Origin of the sequence: Veillonella criceti (genome assembly GCF_900460315.1) — a bacterium.
GTDB lineage: Bacteria > Bacillota > Negativicutes > Veillonellales > Veillonellaceae > Veillonella_A > Veillonella_A criceti.
On sequence record NZ_UHIO01000001.1, the window covers coordinates 14,941 to 32,468 of the forward strand.

The 17,528-nt window shown below is 38.1% G+C and carries 14 protein-coding genes and 2 pseudogenes; 13 read left to right on the top strand and 3 right to left on the bottom strand.

The genetic code is table 11. The features are described 5' to 3' along the window. Positions 1-208: 208 nt before the first annotated feature. Positions 209-1,330, bottom strand: a complete 1,122-nt coding sequence (locus DYE54_RS00085; RefSeq protein WP_115309322.1) for an IS1249 family transposase — start codon at positions 1,328-1,330, stop codon at positions 209-211. A 491-nt stretch (positions 1,331-1,821) separates the two neighbouring features. On the opposite strand from DYE54_RS00085, the pseudogene DYE54_RS10310 reads away from it, so the two are divergent. After that, positions 1,822-2,987, top strand: a pseudogene (locus DYE54_RS10310) (ISL3 family transposase). Between the two features lie 74 nt (positions 2,988-3,061). On the opposite strand, the gene DYE54_RS00095 reads toward DYE54_RS10310, so the two are convergent. Both DYE54_RS00095 and DYE54_RS00100 read right to left on the bottom strand, forming a co-directional pair. Then, complete coding sequence (locus tag DYE54_RS00095; RefSeq protein ID WP_115309323.1) at positions 3,062-4,432, bottom strand: S-layer homology domain-containing protein; 1,371 nt, start codon at positions 4,430-4,432, stop codon at positions 3,062-3,064. 34 nt (positions 4,433-4,466) lie between these two features. Beyond that, positions 4,467-5,804, bottom strand: a complete 1,338-nt coding sequence (locus tag DYE54_RS00100) for a recombinase family protein (protein ID WP_115309324.1) — start codon at positions 5,802-5,804, stop codon at positions 4,467-4,469. A 298-nt stretch (positions 5,805-6,102) separates the two neighbouring features. On the opposite strand from DYE54_RS00100, the gene DYE54_RS00105 reads away from it, so the two are divergent. The 12 genes and pseudogenes from DYE54_RS00105 (at position 6,103) to hutW (ending at position 17,521) form a co-directional block, all read left to right on the top strand. Continuing rightward, positions 6,103-6,906, top strand: a complete 804-nt coding sequence (locus DYE54_RS00105) for a Cof-type HAD-IIB family hydrolase (protein WP_115309325.1) — start codon at positions 6,103-6,105, stop codon at positions 6,904-6,906. A 16-nt stretch (positions 6,907-6,922) separates the two neighbouring features. After that, positions 6,923-7,846: an RNase adapter RapZ gene (gene rapZ / locus DYE54_RS00110; RefSeq protein ID WP_115309326.1), complete on the top strand. Its 924-nt coding sequence runs from the start codon at positions 6,923-6,925 to the stop codon at positions 7,844-7,846. Positions 7,847-7,925: 79 nt separating this feature from the next. Next, positions 7,926-9,275: a gluconeogenesis factor YvcK family protein gene (locus DYE54_RS00115; protein ID WP_422822078.1), complete on the top strand. Its 1,350-nt coding sequence runs from the start codon at positions 7,926-7,928 to the stop codon at positions 9,273-9,275. A 52-nt stretch (positions 9,276-9,327) separates the two neighbouring features. Further along, on the top strand, positions 9,328-10,272 hold the full coding sequence (gene whiA / locus DYE54_RS00120) for a DNA-binding protein WhiA (RefSeq protein WP_115309327.1): 945 nt from the start codon (positions 9,328-9,330) through the stop codon (positions 10,270-10,272). 79 nt (positions 10,273-10,351) lie between these two features. Next, the gene (locus DYE54_RS00125) at positions 10,352-10,651 is read left to right on the top strand and encodes a nucleotidyltransferase family protein (RefSeq protein ID WP_115309328.1); all 300 of its coding nucleotides are present in this window, start codon (positions 10,352-10,354) and stop codon (positions 10,649-10,651) included. 91 nt (positions 10,652-10,742) lie between these two features. Next, a pseudogene (locus DYE54_RS10430) lies at positions 10,743-11,033 on the top strand (HepT-like ribonuclease domain-containing protein); the annotation flags it as partial. A 108-nt stretch (positions 11,034-11,141) separates the two neighbouring features. Then, positions 11,142-12,578: a hypothetical protein gene (locus DYE54_RS00130; protein ID WP_115309329.1), complete on the top strand. Its 1,437-nt coding sequence runs from the start codon at positions 11,142-11,144 to the stop codon at positions 12,576-12,578. Between the two features lie 180 nt (positions 12,579-12,758). Then, complete coding sequence (locus DYE54_RS00135) at positions 12,759-13,520, top strand: energy transducer TonB (RefSeq protein WP_115309330.1); 762 nt, start codon at positions 12,759-12,761, stop codon at positions 13,518-13,520. A 366-nt stretch (positions 13,521-13,886) separates the two neighbouring features. Further along, a complete protein-coding gene (locus tag DYE54_RS00140; protein WP_115309331.1) occupies positions 13,887-14,858 on the top strand; it encodes a helix-turn-helix transcriptional regulator in 972 nt (323 codons plus the stop codon). Between the two features lie 128 nt (positions 14,859-14,986). Then, on the top strand, positions 14,987-15,604 hold the full coding sequence (locus DYE54_RS00145) for a MotA/TolQ/ExbB proton channel family protein (RefSeq protein WP_115309332.1): 618 nt from the start codon (positions 14,987-14,989) through the stop codon (positions 15,602-15,604). 3 nt (positions 15,605-15,607) lie between these two features. After that, on the top strand, positions 15,608-16,009 hold the full coding sequence (locus DYE54_RS00150; RefSeq protein ID WP_115311045.1) for an ExbD/TolR family protein: 402 nt from the start codon (positions 15,608-15,610) through the stop codon (positions 16,007-16,009). 15 nt (positions 16,010-16,024) lie between these two features. Continuing rightward, positions 16,025-17,521, top strand: coding sequence for a heme anaerobic degradation radical SAM methyltransferase ChuW/HutW (gene hutW, locus DYE54_RS00155; protein WP_115309333.1), 1,497 nt, complete (start codon positions 16,025-16,027; stop codon positions 17,519-17,521). The last annotated feature ends 7 nt before the right edge of the window (positions 17,522-17,528 follow it).

A 17,528-nucleotide genomic window follows, 5' to 3' on the forward strand; every position in this document is an offset into this window, starting at 1 on the left:
ATAATGGTTTCGTCGCTTTTATTGTAACGGATTTTATTCAATATGTCTTTTTTTATATAAAAAAGTAGGCCCAAGAGGACACGCAGTTTGCGTTTCTCTTTAGCGCCCCAAAATTTGACAAAGAGCCGATTAAAAGCGGTCTATTGGTGGTGCTATATGCACTCACCTAGACCGCTTTCTAGGGTTATAGGACAAAATGTGTTGCTGATTAGTCCCAATAATTATCAGGAAGAGAATCATAATTATGCAAATCACCCCAAAGAATAGCATCTCCCCAAGTAGGAATTGAAGCTTCTAATTGGGCTTTGGTACTCATATCGGAATAAAGCTTCGCAATACTCTTGTCTGTAGGCATTACTTTTAAAATTTCAGAAGCTGAAAGCGGTTTCGGTGAGTGTAAATAACACCACCAAAAAACCGCTTTTATTCTTCTTTCAATAGATAGCCCTCTATGGAATCTAAGCATGGCTCTGAGTTGAGCATTAACAGCTCCTTCAATCCGATTATTAGTTGCTGGAAGGTTCCGCGCCTCGGCAAAAGGACTCTCAAGATAAGTAAATAACGTATTCGTTTTTACAAGTCTAATTAACGAGTATTCAGCCTTAAGTAAACGCTCATGAGTAGGTCTAAGAGTTCCTGATTCGTCTCTGGTCATTTCACTCAAAAACTCTTTATGCTTTATTTTCCAATTAGTTAATCTAGTAATCCAAATAACAGCTTGATCTTTACTCTCTATATGTAACAAATCTTTAGCAAGGGTATATAATTCAAATCCTGCCAAAGTTTTAGGCCTGCTAGTTGTATACTTCTTTACCTGACAAAATGCATGAAACGTACACCGCTGATGTTTGGCTTTCGGCCAAACTTTTTTTAATGCTTTTTTAAAACCTGTTCCACCATCTGAAACAACTAGAATGGGCTCTCTGATTCGTCTCAATAAAGCTTCCCAAGCTTTAGAATGTTCATAACGACAAAGATACCATCCTAGAACATGTTTTTCGTCACAGCAAATAAGAATGCAGGCTTTCTTAGATAAATAAATTCCATCAACAAATACAATATTTCGTTGTTCTTCTATTTTAGATGGCATAGGCCATATATCCCAAAACACGGATGACTTTCTACGAAACGTATGGCCTTTACCAGGCATTACCTTTTGACTTTGTTTACTAAATAACCAATTTTGAAATATCTTTAACTGCTTAGCTGAATTATCTATTGTATAGATAAAGGAAGACTTACAATGATTACAATACCAACGTTGAGTTCCGGCACTTGTCTTTCCATTCTTTTTACACGAAAATCCACAATTAATACATTTTATACGCATGACTATGCAATCCTCCTAAATTTATTATTTCTAGGAAGATAAAACCTCATTTAAGTCAGTAATTGCAAGTGCTTTCAGCATTTTTAGCAACACATTTTGTCCGACCTCTAACTTCTTCAAAAAAACTTAAAAAGGCGATGAGCCTAGATAACTACTAGGTTCATCGCCTTTTACAGCAACACATTTTGTCCTATAACCCGCTTTCTATATGTACAGCCGAATAGGCATGACTAATCGGCTGTACATACAAAAACAACCACTCCCAAAGGAAGTGGTTGTTTTATGGTTCTATAATTTATTTTGGGGCGCTAAAGAGAAACGCAAACTGCGTGTCCTCTTGGCGCCTACTTTTTTATATAAAAAAAGACATATTGAATAAAATCCGTTACAATAAAAGCGACGAAACCATTATGAAAGGATGTTTACTCAATATGTCTACACTTAATTATATAGGAAATTTACTCGGAATCAAAGCAGAATATATAAAAAATATGCGTGAAACTAGCTCAGAATACTTACTTTACGTAGAAAGTCCTGTACGTCCTCATAGATGCCCTAATTGCCATTCACAAACTACACGAATAAAAGGCTATACTAACCGAAAAATTCAGCATACTACAGCGAATGAAAAAACCATTCTTCTCTTATATCGTCAACGTCGTTATATATGCACGTGCGGACGCACTTTCAATGAAAAAACAGAGTTTTCTTCTCGCTATCTTAGAACAACCCCAAGACTTCGTGAAGTAATATGTCAACAACTCTCTGAAGTAACATCTTACCAAGCTGTGGCTAAGCATTGCCATGTAAGCGTAAACCAAGTACTAAGAGTCTTTAACGAAATTAACTATAGTCGCCCCTCAACACTACCACCTGTACTATCTATTGATGAATTCAAAGGCAATGCAGCTGGTCAAAAATACCAAGTCATTCTTACTGATCCAGAAACGCATAAAATACTAGATATTCTGCCTAAACGAGATACTACGGAACTAGCGAAATACTTTGCTCAATTCCCTAGATATATACGAAATAATGTAAAATACATCACAATGGATATGTCTCTTCAATTTCGTTCGGTTATGAAATCTTGGTTCCCCAAGCTGAAATTGTAGCCGATAGATTTCACTTAATACGGTTAGTTACCTTTGCCTTAGAGCGGGTACGCAAAGTAGAGCAAAATCTATTATGTAATGTAAGTCGTACATTTAAAGCCAATAAACGAGTATTAACTAAACGCTTTGAATCATTAACAGACAAAGAGTTTACTAAACTTATGGATATGTTTCATTATTCGCCCCGATTACATCGTGCCTATACACTAAAACAATCCTTTTCTCATGTTTTAAAATTCAAAGATAAAGAAAATATTCAATGGGCCATTGATCAATGGCTATCCTTAGTTGAGGCTTCTGAATTACCTGAGTTTCAATCACTCTTAAAAACATTTACATTTTGGAGAACCGAAATTATTAATGCCTTAACATTACCCTATTCCAATGGCTTTACAGAAGGTTGTAACAACAAAATAAAAGTACTAAAGCGGTGTTCGTTTGGTTTACAAAACTTTGAACGATTTCGTAACCGGATTTTATTCATTAATGCTAAAAAAGGACACGCAACAACTATGTCGCATGTCCTTTCCAAGAGTGCATAATCTCTTTAGCGCCCCAAAATTTGACAAAGAGCCTGTTTTATTTTGACTACATATTAAAGCCTTATCAAATAAGATTAGAATTTGTAGTTTAATTCTGCACGGTAGAAGTCACCAAGGTCATTGCCATCTTGATCTTCGCCGTTAAATGCCCAGTAGCCAGAAAGACCTACGTTTTCAGCCAATGCATAATCTACTGTAGCCATCCAAGCTTTGTAATCGCTATTATATGGGTTATTCCAAGTGGAGCTAATTACAGGAGAATGTTTAGCTAAATCAAAGTATTGAACTTTAACACCCCAAGTACCTTGTTCTTTGATGTTATAGTTGCCAAAACCAATACCTGCAATCCAAGCATCATTGCCATCATTTTCACCATCAGTGGCAATTTTTTTACCAAATGCTTCAATTGTATCGTCAGAGAATGTAGCATATTCGCCACCAATCCAAACTTTATCGAATTGAAGATCTAAGGAACCACCATAGATATCAGTGTCAATATCTTTATTACCAAAAGCGTAGAAACCACCTAAAGTTGCATGTTCACCTAAATTACCTTTAACTTGTAACAACGTTACAGTTGGGTTAGTTTTAGTAGTGTTATTTTCGAAATCAACACCAGCATCTTGGATGAAGAAGTCGTCTTCTAAATCACTGTTATCATAGTTCTGGAATAGATTACCAGTTTGGAAAGAACCATAAGCAGCTAAAGCTTGAATCTTACCATTATCGTATGCTAAAGCAGCACCATCAAAAGTATCATCGTAAATTAAGCCATTACCAACAACTGCACCAAAACGACCAATTACAGCACTAGTGTCTTCACCAAATTGATGAGCAACATATACACGATCAAAAGTTACATCACCAGAATCGTTAGCGTTATGGAATTCACCTGAGCCAACTAAACGTACTACTGCAGAAGTATTATCATTTACGTTAGCATTGAATTGTACACGACCACGGAAGTCAAATTTGGATTTTTTATCTTTATCGCCTTTTACAACATCTTCGTCTTTATCATTAACATCCCAATGAGCGAAGTTACCTTTATCTTCAAAACCTTGGAAACGAAGACGAGCATCACCAGTAACTTTTACGTTACCAACTTTGTTTTCCAAAGTAGCAACACGAACGCCCAAGTTGTTTAATTCGCTGGAGAATTCGTCAGCTAAACGGTTAATCAAAGCTTGTTGTTCAGCGTTTGCACGAGCTTCGTTAGCCATAGCTTTAGCTACCATTTGAGCCATTTCGTAACGAGTGATGTTGTTCTGGCCTTTGAAAGTGCCATCTGGGTAACCGTTGATTACACCAGCTGCTGCTAATTGAGCTACGCTCTGGTATGCCCAATCGTTAGGAGTTACATCGGAGAATGGGTTAGCTGCGAATGCAGTTGTTACGCCAAGTACAGCTGTTGCTGCAAATACGGCTGCAAAACGTTTTTTCATTGTAATTACCCCTTAGGGTACGATAATAGGAAAATTATATAGTATGGTGTTTTAACTTGATGTTTTCATGAGTAATCAATAATGTAGTAGGGAGTGTAACTTCTTCTACCCACCAATGCCAATATTGATATTGATTGGCACGAACCCAATTAGGATATTGTTGATGACAGTACCAATAGAAATGCATTGGAAAGTTGGATGGTTTCAATTCTTGCGAATTAGTAGCGATTAGTGTAAGTGGTGTAACTGCTTTTGGTAACAAGGTAGGTAAGAGTGTTAGTAAGTTTTTTTCGATAAGCGATTCCTTATATAGGGTCTTATTAGGGCATGTGAGCGCTTTATGATGGCTTTGTGGACATTGATAGTAAATATAATGAGTGCCTTTATAGTGACGTGTTAGACCAACTAATTTATGATTACAATGAGGGCAGCGTAATAATCCTTTAAATAAATATTTACATGGTATTGTATATTTGGCATATGTATTATTGTTTTCATGTCTATTTTCAGTAGTATTGGTTATATTTGATGGAGGATGCAGTGGTGCTGTGGCACTTGCCATAAGAGGTGAGATTATATTATTAGCACAAGATAAGGGAGATGAGATTGTTTTAGACGACGCGTTTTTTAATAGTTGTTGTACGGTTTCAAATGTTTGTTTATCTATAATGCCGGTTGTATAGTTTTTAATACCGTAAAAGGTGCCGATATATCTTTCATTCCTTAATAATTTAGATATCGCTGGATAGGAACGATGAATATTGTGAATATTGGCTAGATAGTGCATAGTTTTATGAATGGAATGGGTGTTTAGATAGTATTGAAAAATATCTCGAATGATAGGGGCTTGGGCATTTTGAATGATATGCTTATTAGCTATGCTGTAGCCGATAGGCAGTTTACCTGAAATTACTTCGCGTCGTTTAATCTTGTCGGCAAAGACGAAATGAATACGCTCAGAAGTTGTATCTGATTCATTCTGAGCGATAGAGAGTTTGATATTTAGATATAAACGGCCTTGAGCTGTATGGGTATTATATTCCTCTTCCGTAGTTTCCCAAATTACATTATGCTGGTCTAATAGAGCTTGGTAGGTGTAGTAATCGGATACGTTGCGAAACCATCGATCAAGTTTGATGAAAAGGATACAATCAATGTGACCGGCTTTTATATCACGAAGCATACGAGCAAATTCCTTACGACGCCCAGGGCAGCTACGGGCTGTAACACCTTCATCTCGATAGTAATCGACAATTTGGTAATGGTGTTCGTTAGCATATTGACGCAAACGGTTTTCTTGTGCTTGTAAAGAATAGCCTTTCATAGCTTGTTCTTCATGAGATACACGAATATAGAGAGCAACACGTTTCATAAGTATAGTGTAGGTCAATACAAATCAAACATTGATACCGCATCAAGGTGATTGTATTGAACGCCTCCTTTCTTGAATACCGTATGCCACTCGTATTATTTGGGGAAGTTAAATTTAACTTACGTTAATAGCGGTAATTAGTAGTATAGTACTATGTTGATTGTATTCAAGATAGTCGAATAACGTAGTGGAATATGGTATACTTAGTTATAAGCTTTATGTTAAGACATAGTAATAAGAGGTTTATGAATAGCCTTAAAGAATATTGAATTATGAGTAAATGTATATGAGGATTATGATGAGAGATTCTATAAAATTATTGGCCATTGATTTAGACGACACGCTAGTGCGTGATGATAATACTATTTCAGAATATACACGTAAAATATTACAGCAAGCGCAAGATAAAGGCATTCAGATTGTGATTGCTACAGGTCGTATGTATCAGACGGCGCGACCTGTGGGGCTAGCCTTAGGCTTGGGTGATTTGCCAATGATATTGTTTTCTGGTGGGTTAGTACAGCGTATTGAATCGGGTGAAAAACTATGGGAGCAAACCATTCCTGTGCCGATTGCTAAAGAAATATTAGCATTAGCACGTGATAATGATTGGTATGTACAGTCATATGAAACGGATGCGCTATTAGTACATCATGAAACAGAGCAATCTCGTTTTTATGAGAAAACGGTAGGTGCTAAAGCAGTTTATATAGGCGATGATTTATATACTAATGTAACGGGCCCTAATAAATTGTTATTTTTAGAAGAGCCGGCAAAGTTAGAAGTAATTTCTAAGTTATTGCAAGAGAAATATGGAGATGTGCTAGAAATTGTACGCAGTAAGGTGAATTTTTTAGAAATTAACTGTGGTCACTGTACTAAGGGCAGTACGCTAGCTAATATGGTGACAGACTTGGGATTACGGGCTAGCGAGGTGGTAGCCTTTGGGAATTCTCAAAATGATATATCCATGCTTGAATATGCGGGGACTGCTGTGGCGGTAGCGAATGCAGAAGATAATGTGAAAGCAATCGCTCAGATAGTTTGCCCCTCTAATGAAGACGATGGCGTAGCCCATTGGATTGAAGAAAATATATTGTAATGAAAGGAGTTATATTGTGGAAGGGAAGTTTCGTTTGCTCATTGTAACAGGAATGTCAGGCGCTGGTAAAACACAAGTTATGCAGGCCTTAGAAGATATGGGTTTCTTTTGTGTCGATAATTTGCCACCCGTATTAATTCCTAAATTTAGTAATTTATGTCGCCAAGCAGGTGATCGTATCAATCGAGTCGCCTTGGTAGTGGATATTCGTGGTGGACAGTTTTTTGAAAGCTTGTCAGATGCTTTGACGGAACTTAAAGAAATGCAAGTACCATATGAAATTGTGTTTATGGATGCGACTGATGAAACTTTAATTCGACGCTATAAAGAAAGTCGTCGAAGCCATCCGTTAGCACCAGAGGGGCGTATTACGGTGGGGCTTAAAGAGGAGCGGAAGATTTTAAACTCGATACGCCCACGTGTAGATTATATTATTGATACGACTAATATGAAGACGAGTCAGTTAAAAGCGTATTTAAAACAAAAGTTTTCACAGCTAGATGATAAGGAACAAGGGATTGCTGTGTCTGTTGTGAGCTTTGGTTTTAAGTATGGGATTCCATTGGATGCTGATATGGTGTGGGATGTACGATTCTTACCAAATCCATATTATAATCCAGAATTTCGTCATAAAACGGGGCGTGTGCCAGTGGTAAATCAATATATTCACTCTTTTGATATAACAGAACAGTTCCTAAGCACAATGTTTTCTACGATGGACTTTTTATTGCCTAATTATGAAAAAGAAGGAAAGAGTCAATTTGTAGTAGCCGTAGGTTGTACCGGGGGCATGCATCGTAGTGTAGCTATGGCAGAAGCCTTATATAATCATGTGCAGGCCTTAGGCTATCGGGCAACTATAGAGCATCGCGATATGTTTAAGAATAATGTAGAAGAAGATTGTAATCCACGGGAAGTAACAGCGGCAGAACTTATATAAATGACCGTAGTAGAATAGAGGAATACGAAGTAATTCCTAATTTATAACAAGCGATTATCCGCCTGGATAGGAGATAGAAATGATACATATGTCTGGCTTCCGATGGTTGACCCCAGGTTTGAAGCTAAAGCGTTGGCTGGTGCTTTTTGGCCTTGGTATGCTCCTCGTTATTGTAGGGGTTGCACTTATGCTCAACTATGAATGGTTGTCCTATTTTGAAGATTTATTTTTACAGTTTATTTATGAAACGACGGGTTCTTATAATTACACAACATTAGCTTCGGTAGGTTTCATTACGATTGTCTTAGGTATTGTCCTTATGACAATTGGTACCAGACGGGTCGGGAGTGCGGTTGTGCGTGCAATTATTCCAGCCGATACGGATAAAGTAGGGGATTATATTTTTCAAAATATCCGCATGGCAAAAGGACCTAAAGTTGTCGTAATTGGTGGTGGTACTGGGTTATCCACATTATTGCGTGGCTTAAAAACACATACCTCTAATTTAACTGCTATTGTAACCGTGGCTGATGATGGTGGCTCCTCTGGCCGATTGCGTGAAGACTTTAAGATGATAGCCCCTGGTGATTTGCGTAACTGTTTAGTGGCTTTAGCAGAAAAAGAAAGCCTTATGGAACAGTTATTTCGGTATCGTTTTGGTGGTGGTGGCGATTTAGCGGGTCACAGTTTTGGCAATTTATTCCTAACTGCGCTTACTCAAATTTTAGATGAAGATGTGGATAAGGCGTTAGAAGCATCGAGTAAAATTTTAAAAGTGCGCGGTCGTGTTATTCCCGCATCGATACAAAATATTGCACTTATGGCTGAAATGGAAGATGGTACGATTGTAGCAGGGGAAAGCCAGATTCCTAAGGCGAAGAAGAAAATTAAACGCTTATTTACAGAACCAGCTTCACCACAGCCTCAAGGAGCGGCTTTGCAAGCCATTGATGAAGCAGATGCTATTGTATTAGGGCCAGGTAGCTTATTCACGAGTATTATGCCAAATTTGCTAATAGAGAAGATTGCGGAACATATTAAGGCAGCTAAAGCGCCTAAATTTTATATTTGTAATGTTATGACACAGCCTGGTGAAACCGATGGATTTACAGCCGGCGATCATGTGGCAGCGGTGCAACGCTTAATCGGCCATGGCCTTATTGACACGGTAATTGTTAATGATGTGCCATTTGATGAAGCGGTCATTGAAAAATATAAAGCAGTTGGAGCAGAACCGGTACAAGTAGATACGGATAAATTATCTGAGTTAGGAGTGCGGACGGTGCGTGCTAGTTTGATACAGCACCCTGAAACAGCCGTTCATGACTCTGAACGGCTTGGCAAAGTTGTTATGGATGTGATTTATGCGATGCAGTCTGGTTTAGAGCCGCACATTTTAGAGTATTATTTAAAACGTGAAGATCGATAATGATTTAGATTATTAATGATTTTGGGGATTTGAAGAGAGAAAGGAGGAGCCTATGTCATTCGCAGAGGATGTAAAAAATGAATTGTGTCAGTACAAGAATGAAGATACGCTATCGGCTAAAGTAGAAGCATCTTGTTTATTGCGTATGGGAGGCTCTTTGCTTCTTGGAAGTCAAGGTCGTGTAGGTATTCGTCTTGCCACGGCTAATAACGCGGTGGCAAGACGAGTTTTATCTATTTTACGAGCTCATTATGCGCTACATACGTCAGTATTGATTCGTCGTGGTTTAAATTTGCGTAAGAAAAATGTGTATACATTGACGGTGGAACCAACAGTAGAAGGGCGAGCCGCATTAGAAGATTTAGCTCTATGGCCGATGGATATAGATTTACCGGAAGCTTGGCTTACGACGATGGAGACGCGTCGTGCTTTTTTGCGGGGTGCTTTTTTAGGTGGCGGTTCAGTAAATAAACCAGAAAGTGATTATCATCTAGAGTTTATGACAGGAAATGAACATTTTGCCCATGAAATTGTAAAGGTCCTTCGTCTTTTCCATATTATAGCTCGCGTAACAGAGCGCAAAGAAGCGTATGTCGTATATATTAAAGAAGGCGATGCGGTGACTGATTGTCTACAAATTATGGGGGCACAGTCAGCCTTGATGTCTTTTGAAACCGTTCGTGTAGTTAAGAATGTACGCAATCAGATTAATCGTCAAGTTAATTGTGAAACGGCGAATCTTCAGAAGACAGTAAATGCAGCTGTCCGTCAACTAGAAAGTATTCGCATTATTGAACGGCATCAACCGTTACGAGATTTACCACCCAAATTATTAGAAGTAGCACAACTACGTTTAGATAATCCTGATTCAAGTTTACAAGAATTAATGGAGCTTATGGAGGGGCGTATTTCTAAATCGGGCATAGGGCATCGTTTTAGAAAATTAGAAAAAATGGCACTATCATATGAGCCTATGGGATTAGAGGAGTTTATGTAAATATATTTTAGAATAGTTAATAGTTATATAGTGACTACTAGTGTATAATTAAATTGAGAAGAGGTAAGGAGGCGTTACTATGGTTCAAAATTTAGATGTAATTAAAATTAAGGCATTACCAATTTTGAAAGAAGCTAATGTTTCCTCGGCTTATATATTTGGTTCTCATGCTAGAGGTGAAGCTACAGAGTTCAGTGATATAGACTTATTAATTGATTATGGTGCTAGTACAAAATCAATGTTTGAGCTTTCAGAATTAAAATATAAATTAGCAAAAGCATTAAACAAATCTGTTGATTTAGTTTCTACAAATTCATTACGCAATGATTATTTTTCTAAACAAATTAATAAAGACAAAATTTGCATTTTAGGTGAATAATATGAATAAAGATAAAAATAATATTATTCAATCGATATATTATATTGAGAGACTAATATTGTTAACGAATTGATTTAAAACTGAAGACGAGTTTTTATATCAAGATGAATTAATAAAAGATGGCGTAGTGTTAGGGATACAAACTATTTGCGAGTATGCCAATAAAATAAGTTTAGATGTAAAACATAAGTATCCCCATATCCCGTGGCGTGCTATTGCGGATTAACGTAATATTATTTCTCATGATTATGGACGAGTTGATTATAAGTCAATCTGGAAGACATTTGAAGTGGATATACCAGTTTTGCAAAAGTCATTAGAAAATTTATTGAAGGAAGAATTTGGTGAAGAGTATTCTAAAATAAAAGAAGAGCTTAATTAAATAGTTGTAGGCCTTATGAAAATTCTCATTAAGATGTGGATTTATTATGAGGTCTTTTTCTATGTTATACTAAAGAGGTAGTTATTGTGTTTTAATAGGAGGTTAGATTTGAAATTATTGCGTAATAAATATCGTTGGTTAGCCGTATTAGTAGCTTTGTGGACTCGTGGTGTTAGTTTTGTTATGGGGGCACCACCAGCTACTATAGATGTAACAACAACTAATTTTACTTCGCTACCAGTGGTATTGACGGAAGAAAAAGATACGCTTATTTTTTCAGATAGTCCAGAATATGTAAATAAAAATGGTGTATTAGCGGCAGGCACTGTAAATGGCACTGGCCGTGTTTATTTTTATCATGTAAATGAAATGCCTGAACCGCAAAAAATAGCGATTATTATGGAAAATACATCCAAGCAAATCGTTGATGTAGTAATTCACCGTGAAGTGGTGACGAAACCAAATCGTGAATATTTTGTGGTTGGTAGTGAATTATCTCGAGAAGAGTTAGATACTCCCTATGTCTCCGCTAATCATACGTGGCAGGCAGCTGCACAAACAGAGCGGTCAGCGGTAGCGGCTGGGCTTATTAATGCTGAAACGAACAGTTCTAAATCTCAGCAAGATACTAATACGAAACAGACTAGCAAGGATGAAGGGCAGGGCTCTGTTGAGGGGGCTATTAAGCGAGATGAGCGTGGTGTAATCATCCCTGCTTGGCTTGATGATACGTATAAGAATAGGCAAAAAGAGACCACTAAGGATAAAGAGGTATCTAAAGAAGAAAAAGTACAGCAAAAAGCTCGTTTAAAAGAGGCTGATAATTGGCGTAAGGAATGGTTACAACGTGAAAAAACACAGTCGAAAGGGAAACCGACCGCAATTGATTCATTTGCGTTAGCACCTAATGGTAAAAAAGCTGTTTTTACTCAATTAGATACATTACCAATTCAGACGGATGATTTATTTTCAGGTATTTTAGATTTTACAGCGAGTGGGCCTGTCTTTGTGAAAGTATTAATGCTACCTATTACGACACCGTCTTTGGGTGGTGCTGTGTTGGCGGATACTTTAGCTATGGATGAAGTGGCCTTGCGAGGTACTTATGTAGGCGCGCAACGACGGTTAACGCTTATGCAACCGTACGATAGTTCTTTAGGGCCAGCAGCGATTATGGTAGCAAATGACCGAGAAGATCCATTTGTAGCAGGGATTGATGAATTGACTGCGTCTACTATGGTTACGAACCGTGGCAACTATGGGGTTACCTATGAATTAACGATTCCTACTACAGGGCAACATGAGTTTGCCCTCTATATAAATCCGCTAGGTGGTGCTTATGCAGGTTCTTTTAAAGTGACTTATGATGGTCATACCGAAATATATAATGTACCTAGTGGGGCTAGATTGTTTTTAGGCAATGGAACAACGGCTGATACACAGTATTTTGGTTCTTATAAAGCAGGTAAATTATTGCATATTCAATTCATACCTGCTGGCGCGTCTAATTTGCCAATTCAATTTTTACTAGTGCCACAAAATTAAGGAATGTGTCTTTAGCGGATAATAGCCTTGTTTTTTATTCAATTTAAAATGTCCTTTTGGAGCAGAATTGCAAACGTGTTCCTTGTTATCATTATTTTATTGAGGTATATTCTCAATAATACTTGTAGAAAAATGGAGTATATTTGATTTTTACAAGAATAGAAATAAAAGGTGGTAATAATGGAACACGTTTTAACATGGAAAAAAGCAGTAATTGGCTCCGTTAGCTGTCATATTGTGGCAGGATTGGCCTTGGGCATCATTGGTTGGCATGTGAGTCAAATGGCTGTAGAAGAGGCTTATGAGATTGATTTATCAATTCCATTGCAAGAAGAGCAGGAGATAAAAAAAACAGTGGAATTTCCTAAGCCCTTGGCAATGGATGAGATGGTAAATCGTGTGACGGTGGCGACACAAAATGCTAACCCTAATGCAGGTGGTGGCGGTGGTGGCACTCCTTTGGCTACTCCAACACCAGTAGCGCCTGCTTCCGTAGTGGCTCCAGGGGCAGGTACAATGCCTATTCCCGGTGCTCGAGAGGGGAATCAAACATCCTTTAATGGATTAGGGACTGGCTATAATACAGAGGGCGGCACGGTAGGTGACGGCTTAGGTTCAGGCGAAGGATCTGGTGTTGGCTCTGGGAATGAAGCGGGTGTAGCACCAGGGGAACCTTTTGATACGGATGGGTTTTGGAGTGCGGTAAATGCAAATAAAGCGTACCCGCCAATGGCTATTCGAAGAAATATTGAAGGGGATGTCACAGTAGAAGTTACATTAGATAGTAGTGGTAACTTAGTAGCGGCTGATGTGGTATCTTCGTCTAATCGTTTATTAGCAGAGGCGGCTCTGAGTGCGGTACGGAGTGCTACGCCTTATAATAATCCGACAGGGGAGAGCATTACAATTAGTGTACCGGTGAGTTTTAGATTGGCTGACTAAGCCTTTGATGAAATATTGGCTAAGTAGCTAGTGTAGTTTATAATATTTTTCTGATTGACATGGTGTAATACTATGAATATAATGAAAATTGCTTTCAAAACAGCAATTATGTAAGTAACCTTTCTGTAAGTACAGATTTATTTATATGACCAAAATGAGGTGGTATAAATATATGTACTAAGCAGGAAGGTTTTTTTATTGCTATTTGTGTTGTTATAAAGATTGAATGATTTTGTGTATGAAAGCATGTACGAAGATATGTATGAGAATATATATGAAATATACGTATTCTTTATCATATGATGTTCGTTATGTGGTGTGAAGTAGTAGGAATTAAAAAGTAAGTAGTAGGACGTAGGAGGGGCTATGCAAGTATCGGAGTCAATTCGTGATCATATGCAGGATTCAGGTACGCAATTATTAGAAGTGTGGCAGAATCAAAAAATATATGAGCGTAAAGAGGCCTCAGGCCATGCGCGAATGATTAGTCGGTCTGTATTTGATGGGATAGATATTGTTTACAATGATGTAGTTATGGAAGAGATACATCATAATGCTAAACCGATAGCAGGGTTATTTGAAATTCATTTTTGTCAGGATGGGCGTATTGAGTGTTCATTTGAAAATGGGAAATGTTTGTATATGAATGGTGGCGATATTTCATTAGGTTGGAAAAGTTGTGATTCGTTTCGCCATTCATCATATTTTCCAACTGGTTTTTACAAAGGGCTATCGCTAGCTGTATATGTACCGAAGGCACAGCTCGCTGTGGATGCTTTTGTAGGAAAAAATAGTATTGATTTAGAAGATATTTGCAATCGCTTTTGTGCAGAGGGTGATTTTGGATTAGTTAAAGATACAGGTCGTTTAAAAGAGTTATTTATGGACTTATATAAAATTCCAGACTGCTTGCCGGATGTATATTTACGTGTAAAATGTGTGGAAATTTTTGTATTATTGGGCACATTAACAAGCGTTACAGATACTGAACGTATTTATTTTGAACGAGGCCAAGTGGATACCATTAAGCAAGTCCATGATGAATTAATTGCTGATTTAGGCAATCATCATACGATTGAAGCCTTAGCTGAACGCCATCGTATTTCTATGACCGCTTTAAAGCGTTGTTTTAAGGGAGTGTATGGCATAACAATTTATCAATATGTGAAACGATGTCGTATGCGTTTGGCAGCTAAGGATTTAGTGGAATCCAATGACACGATTTTGTCGATTGCTAATCGTTGGGGCTATGAAAACGGTAGTAAGTTTTCAGGGGCCTTTAAACAGATTATGGGATGTAATCCACGAGAATATCGGATGAAAAATAAAATGTCCTAATGGATTGGAAAATTCATTTTGGAGTAGTTAATTGAAATTAAGATTTGTTATCATTTATATTAGAGCAAGTGATCTTGCGCTGACAGTATAGCAATATACTCTAGTCAGTATTTGAGGAGGCTATTATAATGGAAGGTGTAACCTATATTATTGATTTGTTTGTTACTGGTGGTTTAGTGATGTACCCATTGTTGATTCTCTCGTTGATTACGGTGGCGATAGGTATTGAGCGGTGGTACTTTTTCCGTTTAAACACTAAAGGCGGTCGAGGTTTTTCGCATGGTGTATACCATAGTGCTAAACAAGCGGATTGGCACAGTGTTGATGAACTTTGCCAACAGTATCCACTAGCTATCAGTCGTGTGATTCATGCTGGATGCAGTAATCGAGAATCAGAACAAACAATGAAAGGTGCCTTTATGGAGCAGATGACCTTTGAAATGTCGTCTTTTAAACAGTATTTAGATTTTTTAAGTGCTATCGTAACAGTGGCTCCTTTATTAGGTTTATTAGGTACTGTAACGGGCATGATTGGTACCTTTGGTGTCTTAGATAATGGTGGTGGGGCCGCTGCCATTACGGGGGGCATTGGCGAAGCGTTGATTGCAACGGCGTCTGGACTATGTGTAGCGATTATCGCCTTTATTATTTATACTTACTTTACACATCGGTTAGATCAATTTGTTGTCCGCTCTGAAGAGCTTTGCTTAACTATGGTAAATGCTATGAAAAAGGAGTGGAATTAAGTGATGTTTAAAGAATTTGGTATGAAGCGTAAGCCTACATTTATGATTGTTCCTATGATAGATATCATCTTTTTCCTACTGGTATTTTTTATGATGAATAGCCTTCAAACCGTAGCGCAAAAATCGCTAGATGTACAATTGCCTAAAGCGCAAGCGGCAGTACAACAAAAACAAGTGCCTGTTATTATTACGCTTGATACAGCGGGGCATATTGTGATTGATGGGAAACCGCTTAGTTTTGACGATGCGAAAGGGATATTGACGAATAAAGCGCAAGATAATCCGTCATTAGCTGTCGTGCTACAAGCTGATACGCGAGCTGCTCATGGACAAGTTGTAGCTATTATGGATATGGTCCGCAGTGCAGGAATTAAGAAGTTTTCCATTGGGGCCACCAACAAATGAAAGGATAACTAATACATGATGAAACCAGAAACATTATTTGCAAAAATGTCTCCTCACAATCGAATTATGAAACTTGGACGTGAGACCAATAATCCTTTGATGGAGGCATTTGATGCTAAACGTGTTGTTCATGCTGGTTTAAACGGACGACCTTTACAGCCACAGGAGGCACAAGCGACTTGGCAAGCGGTGATGGCTGAACTACCATTACAAGGACAATGGCAAACCGCGTATATTCATATACCTTTTTGTCAAACAAAGTGTTTGTATTGTGGGTTCTTTCAGAATGCAGCGAACCAATCAGCAGAAGATCGTTATATTGATTTATTGATTCAAGAATTAGAAAGTGATGTGACACAGCGGCGGCTAAAAGAAGGACTTATTCAAGCTGTTTTTATTGGTGGCGGTACACCGACAGCTTTGTCAGCTCACAATGCTACGCGATTATTACGAACCATTCGGAATTGTTTGCCATTAGCTAATGATTATGAATTGACATTGGAAGGGCGCATTAACGATGTGATACCTGAGAAGATGGAAGCTTGGTTTGCTAATGGTGTAAATCGTATGTCTTTAGGGGTACAATCGTTTCACACGAAGATTCGCCGTCAATTGGGGCGAATTGACGATCGAGCTACTATTTTAGAGCGATTACGTCAAATAAAAGAGCATAATCAATGTTCCGTTGTAGTCGATTTAATTTATGGTTTACCTAATCAGACCCCTGAAAAGTGGCAAGAAGATTTAGAACTGTTAGAAATGGCGCATATTGATGGTATGGATTTGTACCAACTTAATGTGTTTGAAAATAGTGATTTGAATACAGCGATTAAGAATGGCCTCATATCGCCGGCCGCTACGACACAAGAGCAGGCTGCTATGTATGCGCAAGCTAGAGCGTTTGTAGATACTTATAATTATAGTCGACTCAGTGCTTGTCATTGGAGTCGGACGCCACGAGAGCGTAGTTTATATAATAGTATGGCTAAGCGAGGGTATCCGATGTTTCCTTTTGGTTGTGGTGCTGGTGGCAATGTAGGTGGCTATATGACTATGTTACATCGTTCATTGGGCGCGTATGAGCAAATGGTAGAAGCGGGGCAAAAGCCATTTATGGTGCTAATGCAACAGTCGCCATTGCAAGAAATGGTTAATATTATTATAGATCAGTTAGAACATTGCTATTTTGATATACGACCTTTAATCGCTTATGATGAAAGGTTACATCAGTTAGAATGGCTTTATGAGCTTTGGTGTGACCGTGGTCTTTGTGAGCATAATGGCATTATGTATAAATTAACGATTGCTGGTGAATTTTGGCATGTTAATTTAACACAGACGACTATTGAGTTGGCGCAATATTTATTAACGGGCGAAGAGACAATGCTTCAAGAGCAGATTGCCGCTCAAAATAGTGCAGGTAAACCATCGGGGCATCCTCATGGTGTGTCAAAAGCATTTCATGGTCAGTCTCATAAGACTGGCGATACATCGGGGATGATTAAAGGGTAAAGTGAGG

Excerpts from the sequence above, each read along its gene's own strand:
- DYE54_RS00140 (WP_115309331.1), top strand. The coding sequence starts at position 13,887 with ATGCAAGTATCGGAGTCAATTCGTGATCATATGCAGGATTCAGGTACG.
- DYE54_RS00095 (WP_115309323.1), bottom strand. The coding sequence starts at position 4,432 with ATGAAAAAACGTTTTGCAGCCGTATTTGCAGCAACAGCTGTACTTGGC.
- hutW (WP_115309333.1), top strand. The coding sequence starts at position 16,025 with ATGATGAAACCAGAAACATTATTTGCAAAAATGTCTCCTCACAATCGA.
- whiA (WP_115309327.1), top strand. The coding sequence starts at position 9,328 with ATGTCATTCGCAGAGGATGTAAAAAATGAATTGTGTCAGTACAAGAAT.
- DYE54_RS00145 (WP_115309332.1), top strand. The coding sequence starts at position 14,987 with ATGGAAGGTGTAACCTATATTATTGATTTGTTTGTTACTGGTGGTTTA.
- DYE54_RS00135 (WP_115309330.1), top strand. The coding sequence starts at position 12,759 with ATGGAACACGTTTTAACATGGAAAAAAGCAGTAATTGGCTCCGTTAGC.
- DYE54_RS00100 (WP_115309324.1), bottom strand. The coding sequence starts at position 5,804 with ATGAAACGTGTTGCTCTCTATATTCGTGTATCTCATGAAGAACAAGCT.
- DYE54_RS00125 (WP_115309328.1), top strand. The coding sequence starts at position 10,352 with ATGGTTCAAAATTTAGATGTAATTAAAATTAAGGCATTACCAATTTTG.
- DYE54_RS00105 (WP_115309325.1), top strand. The coding sequence starts at position 6,103 with ATGAGAGATTCTATAAAATTATTGGCCATTGATTTAGACGACACGCTA.
- DYE54_RS00150 (WP_115311045.1), top strand. The coding sequence starts at position 15,608 with ATGTTTAAAGAATTTGGTATGAAGCGTAAGCCTACATTTATGATTGTT.
- DYE54_RS00115 (WP_422822078.1), top strand. The coding sequence starts at position 7,926 with ATGATACATATGTCTGGCTTCCGATGGTTGACCCCAGGTTTGAAGCTA.
- DYE54_RS00085 (WP_115309322.1), bottom strand. The coding sequence starts at position 1,330 with ATGCGTATAAAATGTATTAATTGTGGATTTTCGTGTAAAAAGAATGGA.